Annotated in this window: 11 protein-coding genes; 1 reads left to right on the top strand and 10 read right to left on the bottom strand. The window is 39.9% G+C overall.

Annotated elements, in window-relative coordinates:
* Window positions 1-38 precede the first annotated feature (38 nt).
* Both tmaR and PSF31_RS16630 read right to left on the bottom strand, forming a co-directional pair.
* On the bottom strand, window positions 39-371 hold the full coding sequence (gene tmaR / locus PSF31_RS16635) for a PTS system regulator TmaR (RefSeq protein WP_004253179.1): 333 nt from the start codon (window positions 369-371) through the stop codon (window positions 39-41).
* Between the two features lie 124 nt (window positions 372-495).
* Entirely contained in the window at window positions 496-1,779 is a 1,284-nt protein-coding gene (locus tag PSF31_RS16630) for an MFS transporter (RefSeq protein WP_004253175.1), read from the bottom strand.
* 347 nt (window positions 1,780-2,126) lie between these two features.
* Here PSF31_RS16630 and sbcB point away from each other — a divergent pair, with 347 nt between their 5' ends.
* Entirely contained in the window at window positions 2,127-3,554 is a 1,428-nt protein-coding gene (gene sbcB, locus PSF31_RS16625; protein ID WP_096863853.1) for an exodeoxyribonuclease I, read from the top strand.
* A gap of 72 nt (window positions 3,555-3,626) precedes the next feature.
* On the opposite strand, the gene dld is transcribed toward sbcB, so the two are convergent.
* The 8 genes from dld to PSF31_RS16585 form a co-directional block, all read right to left on the bottom strand.
* The gene (gene dld, locus PSF31_RS16620) at window positions 3,627-5,366 is read right to left on the bottom strand and encodes a D-lactate dehydrogenase (RefSeq protein WP_004253168.1); all 1,740 of its coding nucleotides are present in this window, start codon (window positions 5,364-5,366) and stop codon (window positions 3,627-3,629) included.
* Window positions 5,367-5,695: 329 nt separating this feature from the next.
* Window positions 5,696-7,081: an APC family permease gene (locus PSF31_RS16615; protein ID WP_004253165.1), complete on the bottom strand. Its 1,386-nt coding sequence runs from the start codon at window positions 7,079-7,081 to the stop codon at window positions 5,696-5,698.
* Entirely contained in the window at window positions 7,071-7,283 is a 213-nt protein-coding gene (locus PSF31_RS16610) for a hypothetical protein (protein ID WP_004253162.1), read from the bottom strand. The genes PSF31_RS16615 and PSF31_RS16610 overlap by 11 nt, the downstream gene beginning before the upstream one ends.
* Window positions 7,284-7,641: 358 nt before the next feature.
* Window positions 7,642-9,624, bottom strand: a complete 1,983-nt coding sequence (locus PSF31_RS16605) for a ligand-gated channel protein (protein ID WP_096863852.1) — start codon at window positions 9,622-9,624, stop codon at window positions 7,642-7,644.
* Between the two features lie 270 nt (window positions 9,625-9,894).
* Window positions 9,895-10,683 carry an ABC transporter ATP-binding protein gene (locus PSF31_RS16600; RefSeq protein WP_094960415.1) on the bottom strand — a complete coding sequence of 263 codons (789 nt, stop codon included), beginning with the start codon at window positions 10,681-10,683 and terminating at the stop codon, window positions 9,895-9,897.
* A complete protein-coding gene (locus tag PSF31_RS16595; protein ID WP_004253151.1) occupies window positions 10,677-11,771 on the bottom strand; it encodes a FecCD family ABC transporter permease in 1,095 nt (364 codons plus the stop codon). The genes PSF31_RS16600 and PSF31_RS16595 overlap by 7 nt, the downstream gene beginning before the upstream one ends.
* A 19-nt stretch (window positions 11,772-11,790) precedes the next feature.
* Window positions 11,791-12,927 carry an ABC transporter substrate-binding protein gene (locus PSF31_RS16590; RefSeq protein WP_172974367.1) on the bottom strand — a complete coding sequence of 379 codons (1,137 nt, stop codon included), beginning with the start codon at window positions 12,925-12,927 and terminating at the stop codon, window positions 11,791-11,793.
* A gap of 250 nt (window positions 12,928-13,177) precedes the next feature.
* The gene (locus PSF31_RS16585) at window positions 13,178-14,668 is read right to left on the bottom strand and encodes an amino acid permease (RefSeq protein WP_096863850.1); all 1,491 of its coding nucleotides are present in this window, start codon (window positions 14,666-14,668) and stop codon (window positions 13,178-13,180) included.
* Window positions 14,669-14,898 lie beyond the last annotated feature (230 nt).

The raw sequence follows: 14,898 nt of genomic DNA, 5'->3' as shown, positions 1-14,898 counted from the left end.
AACAATAAAGCCGAGATTATCTCGGCTTTATTAGTTGATTATTTTACATCGATGCGAGGCAATTCACCCATTTCTTTGAGTTTTTTAGATATTTCACGGCGCTCTTTGGAAAGCTCAGCGTTCTTGATAATATAATCATCAACACGATCATCATAATCGCTACGCATGTTCGCAATAATTGCCTGAATATCCTCAATCGACATGCCTGGTTTTATATATTCACTCAAGTTATCCAGTAGCAAAACACGCTTCTGGTTATCACGAATTTTTTTCTCATTGTCGGTGATTTCACGACGAATTTTATTTTTGCGACGAAACATACGCACAAATTCCAGAACATTTTGGAAAGACGGCTTGTTAGCGTTGTCCATGTTTAAAACCCTCTAGTCAATATTCAAAACGCATTATCTATTAACACAATACATTCTAATCCTATCGTGTTACAAGCCCGTTTCGCATATTTATCAAATTATTCCGCTGAAACTTGATTTCACTTTATACTTTAACGACCAAATTATCGGAGTGATCTTTATCAAACTTATTTCTCTGATCTTTACTTCCGATTTCTTGATTACCTGTCCCGTCACCTCTGAGACAAAATGCAGATAATATTGTCGTAATAATCACAAATCCCCCCATGACGAGATAAGTATGAGCAAAACCAATTTGATCGTATCCCCAGCCAGCTAATGGCGATAAAATACTTGCAACTACAGAGCTCATGCAGCTAAAGCCAACCAAATAAAGTGTCGATGACAAACGTTTATCAAAATGAAGGCTGTTATATTTAAAAATCGCGACTAAAAGAATCGGGAGTTCAACGGCATGCAGTAATTTCATTATCGATATCATAATTGCACCATCAACTAAGCCTGAACCAATAATGCGTAACGCCATCACTGAACTCGCAAATAATAACCCATTTTTAGCACCTATCCGGTTGACGATAAATGGTGCTAAAAACATCCCCCCTGCTTCCAAGAAAACCTGCAATGAGTTTAGATAACCGTACATCTCATTACCTAATTGTTCATTCTGAAATTGATGAGCAAAATACACCATAAATTGCTGGTCATATACACTGTATATACAGGTTCCTAATACAAATAATATTAAAGCCCAAAATTGAGGTTGTACAAACAATTGTAGAGCGTCTTTCACGGTTATCGTAGAAGGTTTGCCATGTTCAAGGCTATTATAAGCATCCGTATTTGCCGTTTTTAATTTCAATAGAATAACTAAAAATAATAGGCCTGAAACAGTTGCCATAATAAAATTGTAATCAGGGTTCACGTTAATGTTACGCCCGGCAAAAAAGGTAGCTGTCGCCCAACCCAATGAGCCCCACATCCTCGCTTTACCATACTCAAAATTACGTAATCGGCTGACCCTCTCTGTATAAGACTCAAGCACCCCAATCCCTGCGTGAAAGGTCATACCAATAAATAAGCCACCAATTGCACTGCCTAAAAATACATTCCATTTTAGCAACGTACCAAAAACCATAAAAAATGGCCCTGATGCAATCAGTAATACTGCAATAAATAATAGTAAATTTTTTCGTAACCCTAATTTATCCTGCATGAATCCATAAAGTGGTTGCGCGCAAAGCGCCACAATCGAAATACAAGAAAAAATAACCCCAGTATCTGCGCCATCTAAACCAACATATTTACGCAGCCAGATTGCAACGACAGAAAATGTTGATGACCAGGTGAAAAAGAAAAAAAACAATAATGCACTCAAAGAGGCATAATACTTTCTTGAACCACGATTCATATTTCATCACCTAACAAAAATTATCCTGATGAAATGTTAAGGTTAACATTAATTACAAACCACAAAATCACCTATTAATTGTGATGTTAATCACTAATGTTAACGTTAACAATTAATATATGTGACGGTTATCACAATACTTATAACTTAAGATAACGGCCTCCTGCTGGGTAAAATATTCTATCGAGTTATCAAATTAAACTGCTATCAATCGCGCCAGTTCAATATCAGATAGCCTTGGTTTAGCTTTCACAGTAGATAAGGTATCATTAATCAACAATGTATAGTGAATACCAATAAATTAACCACTATCAATCTACTATATAACCATCGAAATGGTGAAAACGTTGCAAGATAATAAAAAACAACCTACTTTTTTTATTCATGACTATGAAACTTTTGGTAAGCGCCCTGCTCTTGATCGGCCTGCGCAATTTGCAGGCGTCCGCACCGACCTTGATTTTAATATCATTGAAGAGCCAGAGGTTTTTTATTGCGCTCCAGCTGATGACTATTTGCCGCAACCTGAAGCCGTCATGATCACTGGGATCACCCCACAGGTCGCATTATCTCAAGGCGTTAATGAAGCCGAGTTTGCTAAACGAATTCATGCGGCTTTTAGTGTCCCCAATACCTGCATTATGGGTTACAACAATATTCATTTCGATGATGAAGTTACCCGTAATATTTTTTATCGAAATTTTTATGACCCGTATGCCTATAGTTGGCAGCAAGGAAATTCACGTTGGGATTTACTCGACACTTTGCGTGCCTGTTTTGCGCTTCGCCCTGAAGGTCTTCAATGGCCAGAGAATGAAGATGGCCTGCCGAGTATGCGTTTAGAACATTTAACTAAAGCGAATGGTGTTGCTCATGAAAATGCTCACGATGCAATGTCTGACGTTTTAGCCACCATTAACATGGCCAAACTGTTGAAAGCCGCTCAACCCAGAATGTTTGATTATTTTTATCAATTAAGAAATAAAAACAAAATAAGTCAACTTATTGATATTGTAGAAATAACACCACTAGTTCATGTGTCTGGTATGTTTGGTGCATTACGTTCTTATGTCAGCTTAGTCGCTCCTCTTGCTTGGCACCCTGACAACAAAAATGCCGTTATTATGTGTGATTTATCTGCTGATATCTCACCATTAGTTGAGTTAGATGTTCAACAATTGCGTACCCGATTATATACACCTAAAGCTGAATTGGCAGGCGCTTCTCCCGTTCCTGTAAAACTCGTTCACATTAATAAGTGCCCTATTTTAGCACCAGAAAAAACACTGCGCCCTGAAGATGCGGAACGAACCGGTGTTGACCGTGACTTGTGTATGCGCAATCTGGAAACTTTACGCAAGAACCCTGAAATTCGTAATAAATTAATTGAGTTATTTAGCGAACCACAAGTATTTACAGAGTCGGATGATGTCGATACACAAATTTATAATGGATTCTTTAGTCCTTCTGACCGCTCAACCATGGATATTATTCGTGAAACATCGCCACAGAACTTGCCTGCATTGGAACTCAGTTTTGAAGATAAGCGCATGAAAGAGCTCTTCTTTCGCTATAAAGCACGTAACTACCCTGCCACCTTGTCTTATGATGAGCAGCAACGCTGGTTACAGCACCGTAGAGACTACTTTAGTGAAGAGCGTTTAACAGAATATATGCAACAAATACAGCTATTACTTGTAGAGCATCAACATGATGAAAAGCGTTGCCAACAATTAAAAGCATTGATTAGCTATGCGAGAGATCTCGCCAGTTAATTTAGTAATAAAAAAGGCAGATATTGAAACGTTTCCCAATACCTGCCTTTTGTTATTTATATGACGCGTTCATTAATGATCATGAGTATGAGCGCAGCCACAATCCCCTTCCCAATTTTTGCGTTTAGTTGTTTTACCTAAACCGGGGTTCATTGTATTTGTAGGGTCAGATTGTTTATAAAATGATTTTAATTGTTCTGGGGCTTTATATAAATGCCCTACGTTATGTTCCGCAGGATATTGAGCCCCCCTTTCATCTAATAAAGCTAACATTTTTTCTTTTAGTTCTTTCGGGTCAACGCCTTTTTTCAAGACATAGTCTTGGTGCATAACATGGCACATAAAATGACCGCAGTATAATTTATGAACTAATAGCTTTTCAATTTCTGGTGGTAATGTTTCAAACCAATTTCTATCATTGCGACGTAAAGCAATGTCGAGAGGTAATACATCTTCCACATCTTTATTATGAACAGCGTGATAACGAACAGCGGAGCCAGCAGCGGCAAAGCGGTGTAAAAATGCTTTTGCCCCCTCTTCTGGTGTACATTCAAAATAGCCGCCATCGGCGCTTGCAAAATAAGATTTTAGCCAAACTTTAGCCTCATCAATGCCATCTCCGGCCATTTTTAACATTAAATGGTGTTCATAACGATCACGAAACTCTTTCATACGTGGTGGTAAATGGGAAGGCCATAATTTACTGAGAACCTGCATAGTACGGTCGATCAGATTTGATGGCAGGAATGGGACTTTATTTAATACTGCATCAATACGCCCTTTAATAGTGAAAAACATTGGCATTTTGTCAGTACCAAATTTATCAATCATTAAAAAGGTATCTTTACCATAAACTTCTGCTATATCGAAGCAACCACGGTGCATATATTCACCTGCAACTGGCAGGTTTTTAAATTCACTTAAAATATAACGGCGTATATCTTCCAAAACGTCAGGGTTATTTGAACCGATATAAAATACCTGTGTTTTTTTATCGGCTGGGAAGGTATCTAAACGAACCGCAAACACGGCTAATTTTCCTGCGCACCCTGATGCTTCAAATAGACGACGTTCATCCGCGTTAAAGCGTGATGGTGTATCTGCATCGACATCACGAACGCGCTCTGCATACTCATGGTCAGAAGCGAGTTTATCGCTAACTTGTACGTCTTCACTACTATAGCCACGATTTTGTAAATTCGTCAGGATTTCTTCTGGTGTGTTACCTAAATCAATACCTAGGTGATTGACAAGCTCCACTTTTCCATCGTCACTGACTCGACCATAAAGAGCAAGCTCAGTATAGGCGGGGCCTCTACGCACTAATGAACCGCCAGAACTATTACAAATACCACCCACAACCGAAGCTCCAATACAAGAAGAGCCAATCAAAGAGTGCGGTTCACGCCCTAATGGTTTTAAGATTTTCTCCAAGTCGTACAAAGTACTCCCCGGCATCGCAACGACTTGGTTAAATTCCGGTAAAACTTGAATTTGGTTTAATTTCAACGTACTAATAATGACGATATCGCGATCATAGTCATAGCCACTCGGTGTCGACCCTTCGGTTAACCCTGTATTAGCCGCTTGCATCAGGACAATTTTGTCTGCTTCAACACACGCCTTGAAAACATACCACTGTTCGAGCAATGTTGTTGGAAATACAACCGCGATTGCATCCCCCATACCAGAGCGGAAGCCTTTACGATAACGTTCTGTTTTATGTGGCTCTGTTAAAATATTTTTTTTGCCAACAATATTCCTAAGCGTCAGTAATAACCGTTGATTCTCAGGTTTCTTTGCATCATTCATTTGTGTGCCTTATTAATCGAATTCGTGATTATCATAGTTCTGCATTATGTGTTGTAACAACAATATCACATAATATTATGATGTTAATAGGCTACACGCTTTATCTTAAATAATTCTTAACGGGTAAAAAAATAGCGCCTCAAGGCGCTATTTTTGAATCTAATTCTGGACATATTCAAAATAGTTCGTGTTGTAGCAAGGCGCCGAGCAAAACGATCATGGGGAGCATACATAAGTATGTGACCCATGTCGTTTTGAGAACGCAACGCCGCTACGGCGCGAAATATGAAGAATAACGTAGCTACGGCGCGAAATTATGAAGAATATAGTTAAACGTCGCTCATTTGCGGCATAGGCCGCTTAAACATACGTGTCAGTACAGCCATATAGACCAAACCAACTGCCGTCCAAACCAATCCGTAAACCATTGAGTCTTCTTCGATATTCAGCCATAACACACACACTGTCAGTGTACCAATAACAGGCAAAATCAAGTAATTCAGGATATTTTTGAACCCTGTCATACGGCGTTCACGAATAAAGAATTGGCTGATAACCGAAATATTAACAAAGGTAAACGCGATTAACGCACCAAAGTTAATTAACGCGGTTGCAAAATCCATTTCAAACCAGATAGCGCCTAATGCCAAGAAACCAACCATTAATACGTTGTATGCCGGAGTACGCCATGTTGGGCTTACATAACCAAACACTTTTTCTGGGAATACCCCATCACGCCCCATAACGTACATTAAACGTGCGCTACCTGCGTGAGCCGCCATACCTGACGCTAATACCGTAACACATGAGAAAACCAGAATGATTGACTGGAAGAATGCACCAGCAACAAAACGCATAATATCTGGCTGTGTTTCATTAATATTCTTAAAACGTGAAACATCAGGGAAATACTGCTGTAAGAAGAAAGACACAGTAATAAAAATAATTCCACCGATTAACGCGGTTAAGAAAATAGCACGTGGGATCACTTTGCCTGCATTAGGTGTTTCTTCTGACAGTGAGCTTAATCCGTCGAAACCTAAGAATGAGAAACAAAGGATTGTTGCCCCAGCAATAAGCGGGATCACTTCGGTTTTTTCATTAGCAAATGGGTTAAATGTCCAAATCTCACCTGAACCTTCACCATTTGAAACGCCGTGAATCACTAAGCCCGTAAAGACCGCCATTACCCCAATTTGGATAATCGCAATCACGGTACTTAAATTCGCTATCACGTTGATACCGCGTAAGTTTGCTGCTGTCATTAATATGACTAATCCCACAACAAAAATCGCTGGCTCAACATTAGGGAAAATATCTTGTAAATAAATTTTAGCCAATAAGATGTTGATCATTGGCATAAAAATATAGGACAGCAAGGATGTCCAACCCACCAAGAAGCCAATATGTGGGCTCATTGATTTTTGGGCGTAAGTGTACGCTGAACCGGCTGATGGGAAACGTTTCACCAATTTACCATAGCTCAGAGCAGTAAACAGTATCGCAGCAAGTGCAATAATGTATGAAGTTGGAACATGTCCACCGGTTTTATCTGACACCATTCCGAAGGTATCAAATATCGTCATTGGCTGGATATACGCAATACCGATCATGACCACTTGCACCAATGTTAAGGTTTTTGCAAGTTGTACGCGGTTATTCGCACCCGTTTGATTGTGACCGATGTCTAATGGAATTGGCGTATTATTTTGCACGTCTAAGCCCTCCCATAACTTTCGATTGCATACTACTTCGGCTTAATCGACAGTTACTGGGAAGACTTTGCATCTGCCTATAGGCAGAGAAAAACGAAGAAAGGGAGAAAGGCGTGTGAGCGAAGCCACCGAGAGCCCCGTAGTCATCGATACGGCAGCCGCCAGCGCCTGGCCCTGCTGCGAATGCGAAAAAGTAAGCCATAAAAGCATTCCTCAAATCGGTAGCGTAAAATGTTTGCTACACGTAAATATTAAAATTATCTCTCCGGCTCTATGTCCGGCCCCGCTAGAATGAACGTTCCTAAAAACAAAAAAACCGATGCTTCATTTGATTAAGCATCAGTTATTTTTTAGTTCGCGCATTTTGCACGCCATAACTCGAAATAGCAAGTTAAATTGTTAACAAATCACCCTATTTTCCATGAGAAATTTTGATTATTTCTGACTTTTTGCCCTATCTGCTTATATCTTTTTTTCTGAGCGTTTTTATCAGATTTTAATCAGCAAAAAACCCTTTGGGGAAGCCAAAGGGTTTGGATTAATCGAGATTAATTATTCGATTAGAAGTTGTAGTTGATACCGATATTGTAGCGACGGCCTTCTAATTCGGCACCGTAAGTCGCATTATCGATTCGGCGATCTAAGACGTTATAGACACCACCAACAATGTTCGCGTTTTTGTTAAGCTGATAACTCGCACCTAAATCAAATAAAGCATAAGATGCTGTACCACTTGACATTTTTTGTCCACGACCTTGGTATTCAGAGGTTTTACCACGGAAATTCATACGCGTCCATGTTTCTAAATCTTCAGTAGTTTGCCATGTCAGAGTGGAGTTAGCCATATGTTTAGGCTGTTTATTTAATGGCTTACCTTTATTTACACCACTTTTTTGTTCAGTATCAGTATAGGTGTAGTTAGCTGCAAAGCTTAAGTCATCCACAATACGCCAGTTGAACGTTAGTTCAACACCTCGCATTCTTGCTTTATCAACGTTCGCTTTATCGCTGATGAAACGATACGGTTTGTTAGGCTTGTCACCTTCACCATCTTGAGCTACTGTACATGCTCTTACTGTGCTACTATTTTCTTCACAACGCCTAACTTCAGTAATTTTATCTTTAAAGTCAGTGTTATAGATAGTTATCCCAGCAGTAATATTATCCTGATTGTTCCAAATAACACCAATTTCTTCAGTAATACTTTTCTCTGGTTTTAAATCAGGATTACCATAAATAACGGCATTTCCTGCACTACCGCCTGTTGCTTGTCCCCAGTTTGCGGACGATTCACGCAAGCTTGGTGCTTTATAACCTGTAGTTACCCCACCTTTAATTGTCCACTGTTCATCAGCATGCCACACACCATATAAACGTGGAGTCCAGTGTGAACCGTAGTTTTCGTCTTTATCCATACGAATACCACCGGTTAACGCAAAATCATTGGTCATTAACCATTCATCTTCTGCAAATAACGCCCAGCTATATCGTTCAAGCTGATTATACTGTTTAAATTTATTACCTTCGTCTTTCAACTTCTCTTTACGATATTGACCACCAAGGCTTAAACTATGATCCCCCAATAAAAAGACACTTTGATTACGGAAAACAAGGTCTTCTGCCGTCATTTTACGGCCTGGGTTTTTTGTCTCATCGTATTGAACATAGGTATCTGTTGATGCAATATCATAAATACCCGTATGGGTTAATGCCATATGAGTCAACTCATATTTGCTAAAACCGCTACCGTCGCCTCTTTTGCTGGTATAACCCTCACGGTCATCACGATGTTGGTTATCACGTTTAAATTCTGCGTCGAAGGTATTTTTGTCATCTGGAGTCAACGATACCGTTGCTCCACCACTCGCCATGATTTGACGGTTAAAACCATTAATGATTTTATCTTCACCACGATGTGAATATTGTCCTTGTAGTTTCACACCCAGTAGACCATCAATTAATGGACCTGAGGTGTAAAAGCTGCCTTGCCCTGTATTACCTGAATTTTTACGTTCCGTAATTGTTGCGTCTGCACGTAAACTGGTCGTCCACTCTTGTTGAACACGACGAGTGATAATATTGATAACCCCTCCCATCGCATCTGAACCGTACAGCGATGACATTGGGCCACGTACTACTTCAATACGCTCAATGGCGGGTAATGGTGGTAACCAACCTTGTTCAATACCAGAACCATCACTATTTGGGCGAGTGCTGCGTGTATCAACGCGTTTACCGTCGATTAAAATCATGGTGTATTTAGCATCCATACCACGGATGCTGATGTCTGAGCTACTACCGCCTCCGGTGACTAAAACACCCGGTACATCTTTTAATGCGTCAGTCACATCACGATAAGCTTTAGTTTCGAGTTGTTCGCGAGTTACTACAGAAATAGACGCAGGTGCATCTTCAATTTTCTGTTGATAACCTGATGCTGTTGTTACATAGATTTTATCTTTACTGTCATCAGCAAATGCAGGTGCCGCAGCAATAGCCGCAATAATGCTAATTGCCACTTTTCTTTTATTAAAAACAACCATTCCCAACTCTCCAAGAGATATTTTGTTTTATATATGAATTGATTTGCTCACATTGATTTCATTGAATCAAAAAATATTTTTTATTATTGGGGTATTTAAATACCCATAGGAAATCCATGGTAAAAAACCATTATATAATTCAATTAAATTTCCTGTGGGTAATTACTATTAATTAATATTTAATTTGTTTTTTTTAATATTACATCCTCTCATTTTATTTTTATTTAATGTGCTTGCCGAGTGCTGCAAGCACATTATTCTATTACGATATTAACTTGCTAATTTATCAACCAGCCCATCTATTAGGACTTGCGGAACACCTTGCGAACAACGTTCGATACGACCGCGTACACCATAGACCTCAGCAAGGCTTTCAGGGGTAATTACCTCAGCAGGTTCACCTTGAGCAATTAAATTACCTTGCTTCAACATTAATACATGTTCTGCGTGTTTGAGAGCAATGTTAATATCATGAACCACCACAACCGTGATTATATTTCGACGTTTCGTTTCTTTCGCGACTAAATCCATCACATGATATTGGTAATTTAAATCCAGTGCACTTAAAGGTTCATCTAATAACAATAAGTTGGGTTGACGAATTAAAGATTGTGCCAAACCCACTAATTGTTTTTGACCACCTGAAAGTTGGTCTAAATAACTTAACGCCAAATGTTCAATACCCAATTGACGTAATAACCCCATCACTTCGTCTTTACTATTCTCATTGCTCAAACCGCCTGAAGCACGTTGAGCAACAATCACTGACTCTAAAACATACAGATGTACACCAGCAGGTAACGTTTGCGGTAAATACACCACATTCTGTGCTCGCTGGGCAAAACTCTGTTGAGTTAAGTCCTGGCCATCCAGTAGCAGCTGCCCTGTGGCTTTATTTAGCCCCGCCAAAGAACGTAACAATGTGGATTTGCCACTACCATTGGGCCCAAGTAATACTGTTATCTTGCCGCGAGGTAAGATATCCGTCGATAGGTTCTCAATTACGGGGCGCTTTGGGTAACCTGCATTAAATTGGTTAATAATCAGGCCACTCATGATACGTTCCCTCTATGACGTAAAATAATGCTTAAGAAAAACGGCACACCCACTAACGATGTCACAATCCCAACAGGAATAATCACACCCGGAATAATATTCTTCGATGCTATTGAGGCCATTGATAAGATTAACGCCCCAATTAATGCACTTGCTGGCAGATAAAAACGGTGATCTTCACCAAAAATCAACCTTGCAATATGCGGTGCGACTAAACCAATAAAGGCGATAGGCCCCACAAACGCCACCGCTAAAGCCGATAAAATACTAATACGTAATAATGTTGTTAGCCTTAAACGGCGCACATCAATACCGAAACTGATCGCCCTATCTTCACCCAACCTTAAAGCCGTTAATTTCCATGAACTCATCATGGCAACCGGGAAAACAAGCGCGAAAACCAATGCCATCACACCAAGTTTTACCCATGTTGCTTTTGATAAACTGCCCATCGTCCAAAAGACTAAACCCTGCAAGGTATCTTCTGTTGCGATGAATTGCATCATAGAAACCAATGCATTAAAGGTAAACACAAGTGCAATACCGAACAATACGACACCTGAGGTTGCTACACGCGTCCAGCGAGTTACCGCGTCTAACATCAAGGCTGCTAATAATGCAAAAATAAAGGCATTGGCTGATATTACCCATTGGTCAGGCACGCCTGGAATTGCAATCCCTGAAACAATCGCCAATGCGGCACCAAAAGCCGCCGCATTAGATACCCCTAGTGTAAATGGGCTCGCTAACGGGTTATTAAGGATCGTTTGCATCTCAGCACCAGCAAGTCCTAATGACATACCAATCACCACGGCCATCAATGCATATGGCAGACGGATATCCCAAACAATGACTCGAGTTCCTGCATCAACTGCTTCTGGGGTCATTAAGGTTTGCCATAAGCGTTCAAGGGATAACCCTGAAGGACCTAAGGTGAAATCAATAACCAGTGATAATAAAATCGCAGCGACGATAACAGCTATCCATGTCAATCGACGACGCAACATATTTTGATAATGTTGTTTTACATTGTTATCAGCCTGAATCGCTGCTTTTTCAGCCGCCACTATTGGCTCGCTCGTGATACTCATCAATTCTTACCCATTTTCATTACTTTTCGCTGACCCAATATACACCTGTTGGTTCGATAGCGAGAAACTCTCTATGTAATTCATCCAGTGTTTTTTGCGGTTCAAGATCGGTAAATCGTTCTGGGTAAAACCATTTGGCGAAAACTTGTGTCGCAATCACATTGTATGGAGAGTTATAGTAATTGTGCCAGATAGCATAATCTTGCTTATCTTTTATAGCTGATAGCGAGCTAATTCCTTTACGTTCAGTTATTTTTTTCAGGCTTTCTTTCGCATCAGCTAATGAACTTTGCGCCCCTAATTGAACGCCTGCATCTTTACTTCCCGGTGCTTTTGCTCCAGATGCAATGTAAATATTTGGGTCCGCAGCAATGATTTTCTCTAAGTTCATCGTACCAAGCGCGCCCGGCAAAACGCCTTTAGCAATATTTTTACCACCAGCTAAATCAATAAAGTTCCCCATATTTCCATCGCCAGCGGTACCACAGCAATCTTCAAATGCTCCTGCACGTAACTCAATAAAAACACTTGGTTTTTTATCTTCTGGTATTTTAGAAGTAATATCAGTGACTAATTTTTGGTTTCTTTCATAAAAATCGACATATTTATTTGCTGCCTGTTCGCGGTTCAACGCTTTACCAAGTAAACGCATACTTGGCAAGGTGTTTTCCAGTGGTTTATCACGGAAATCCACAAATACAACAGGCACGCCGGCTTTCTCAAGCTGGTTAACTAATTCACTGTTTTTACCCGGCCCATGGCCTGACAAACCAAAAATCGCAATATCAGGATTTAGGGTTAATACTTTTTCTGAACTGACGCTATCTGCGCTGGTATTACCAATCAGTGGAATATTGTCAATTTCAGGGAATTTAGCTTTATAAACAGCGTAGGTTTGAGGGTCTAGTTTTCGAAGGTCACCTTGCCAACCGACAATTCGGTCAATAGGTTTATCACCTTCCAGCAGAGCTATTGCACTAAACAGGCGCCCTTCACCTAATAAAATGCGATTAACATTATCAGGAACCTCAACAGTACGGCCTGCAATATCAGTCACTGTTGCAGCCCAAGCGCTCATACTGGCACTTGCTAATAACGCTAAACCTATTCCTTTTACTACCGACCTAGCTACAGACTTCTTGGCTACCGACGACATAGTATTAAGCTCCACTATTAACCTCATTGACTTACCTTTTTTTTATGCGGTAACAATAAAGCAAATAAGAATACTTATCAATACGATTATTAGTTTAATCATGACTTTCATCAATGGAATTCTGTGACCATCATCGTAAAGCCAAACATTCAGCCTATTTTACCGCCAAAATGCAGGTTTGTTGCGCTATATATAAAAAAACAGCACCCTATAAAGAGTGCTGTTTTTTATGATAGATATTCTAAGAATATTATTTATCTAAATTTTCTCGGTAACTTGGAAAGCTCATATCTTTATAGCGAATAAACGTTGTTTTCTTCACTATCTTATAACCAAACCAAATTGCTAAAAACAGCGGAATTCCAATATAAGTTGCCGTAACCCCTACCCAATCAATTTTATCTTCTAAAAAGGCTTGGTAGTTTTGGCCTAATGTAATTGTTAAACACAAAATAAAGGCAAAAATAGGACCAATTGGGAAGAAACCTGAACGATAAGGTAAGTCATTAAGATCTTTCCCTTGTGCAATATAGCCTCTACGGAAACGATAATGGCTAATTGCAATACCTAACCAAGCAATAAACCCTGTCATCCCCGATGTATTTAATAGCCACAAGTACACCGTCTGGTTTCCAAACATGGAACTCAAGAAACATAAGCCCGCAATAACCGTCGTTGCTAACAACGCATAACGAGGTACGCCACCTTTAGATAAACGAGCGAAAATACGTGGTGCTTTACCTTCACGCGCTAAGGTATACAACATACGCGTTGATGCGTACATACCCGAGTTACCTGCCGATAATACTGCCGTTAAGATAACCGCATTCATCACCGCAGCAGCAGATAATAAACCTGCATTTTCAAATACTAAAGTGAATGGACTCACACTAATATCTTTTACATCATTACGCAGTAAGCTTGGATCAGTATAAGGAATGATCAAACTAATAATTAAGATTGCAAAGATATAGAATAACAATATCCGCCAAAATACTTTGCGTACTGCTTTGGGAATATTTTTGGCAGGATCTTTCGATTCCCCCGCAGCAATACCGATTAATTCAGTTCCTTGGAATGAGAACCCAACTATCATTGCCACGCCAATCATTGCTGAAAAACCACCCGCAAAAGGTGCATCACCAATTTCCCAGTTATGCCACCCGGCATTTTCCGCACCGCTCATGATGCCAAAAATCATTAATACGCCAACAACAATAAAAATAACGACTGTGGTGACTTTTATTAATGAGAACCAGTATTCCGCCTCACCAAACCCTTTCACAGAGATGAAATTCAGTAAGAAAATAATCGCAAGGAAAATAGCGCTCCAAATCCAACCTGGGGTATCTGGGAACCAATAGGTCATCACCAATTGAGCAGCAACTAAGTCAACTGCAATTGTTACAGCCCAGTTGTACCAGTAGTTCCACCCTAGTGCGAAACCAAAACCTTCATCGACATATTTTGCACCATAGGTTGCAAATGAGCCTGAGACAGGCATATAAGCGGCTAATTCACCTAAACTGGTCATTAAAAAGTAGACCATTAAGCCAATGATAGCATAAGAAAGGAGTGCTCCACCGGGGCCTGCTTGTGCAACCGTTGCACCGGATGCAACGAATAAACCGGTACCGATAGATCCACCGATAGCAATCATCGCAAGATGGCGCGCCTTTAACTCACGGCGTAGTCTTTGTGGGCCGCCCAGCGAGATAGTATTGGTATGTTGTTCTGACATTTGTTCCCTGTATTTTATTATTCAGCTAATATCGCATGGATTCTAGCAAAATAGACTGTGAGAACTAAGCAACTCTTCACTGTTATAAGATACCTTCATAATTCATACAAAATTATAAGTAAAACACGTTATCTCAAAAAATTCAGTATACCCTCTTATAAGAGGACGACGTTTTATTCTCTTTATCGTGTCAGTAGCAACAAATGTGACTGTTCAAGGCGCATAAAAAG

It is taken from the genome of Providencia sp. PROV156, assembly GCF_028480905.1.
In the GTDB taxonomy this organism is placed as follows: Bacteria; Pseudomonadota; Gammaproteobacteria; order Enterobacterales; family Enterobacteriaceae; genus Providencia; species Providencia hangzhouensis.
The sequence above is the reverse complement of the archived record's forward strand: the minus strand, read 5'-3'. Positions and strand labels throughout refer to the sequence as shown.

What these genes read in the sequence shown, in the direction of transcription:
- tmaR (WP_004253179.1), bottom strand. Translation starts at nt 371, where the DNA reads ATGGACAACGCTAACAAGCCGTCTTTCCAAAATGTTCTGGAATTTGTG.
- PSF31_RS16630 (WP_004253175.1), bottom strand. Translation starts at nt 1,779, where the DNA reads ATGAATCGTGGTTCAAGAAAGTATTATGCCTCTTTGAGTGCATTATTG.
- dld (WP_004253168.1), bottom strand. Translation starts at nt 5,366, where the DNA reads ATGAATGATGCAAAGAAACCTGAGAATCAACGGTTATTACTGACGCTT.
- PSF31_RS16610 (WP_004253162.1), bottom strand. Translation starts at nt 7,283, where the DNA reads ATGGCTTACTTTTTCGCATTCGCAGCAGGGCCAGGCGCTGGCGGCTGC.
- PSF31_RS16605 (WP_096863852.1), bottom strand. Translation starts at nt 9,624, where the DNA reads ATGGTTGTTTTTAATAAAAGAAAAGTGGCAATTAGCATTATTGCGGCT.
- PSF31_RS16595 (WP_004253151.1), bottom strand. Translation starts at nt 11,771, where the DNA reads ATGAGTATCACGAGCGAGCCAATAGTGGCGGCTGAAAAAGCAGCGATT.
- PSF31_RS16590 (WP_172974367.1), bottom strand. Translation starts at nt 12,927, where the DNA reads ATGTCGTCGGTAGCCAAGAAGTCTGTAGCTAGGTCGGTAGTAAAAGGA.
- PSF31_RS16585 (WP_096863850.1), bottom strand. Translation starts at nt 14,668, where the DNA reads ATGTCAGAACAACATACCAATACTATCTCGCTGGGCGGCCCACAAAGA.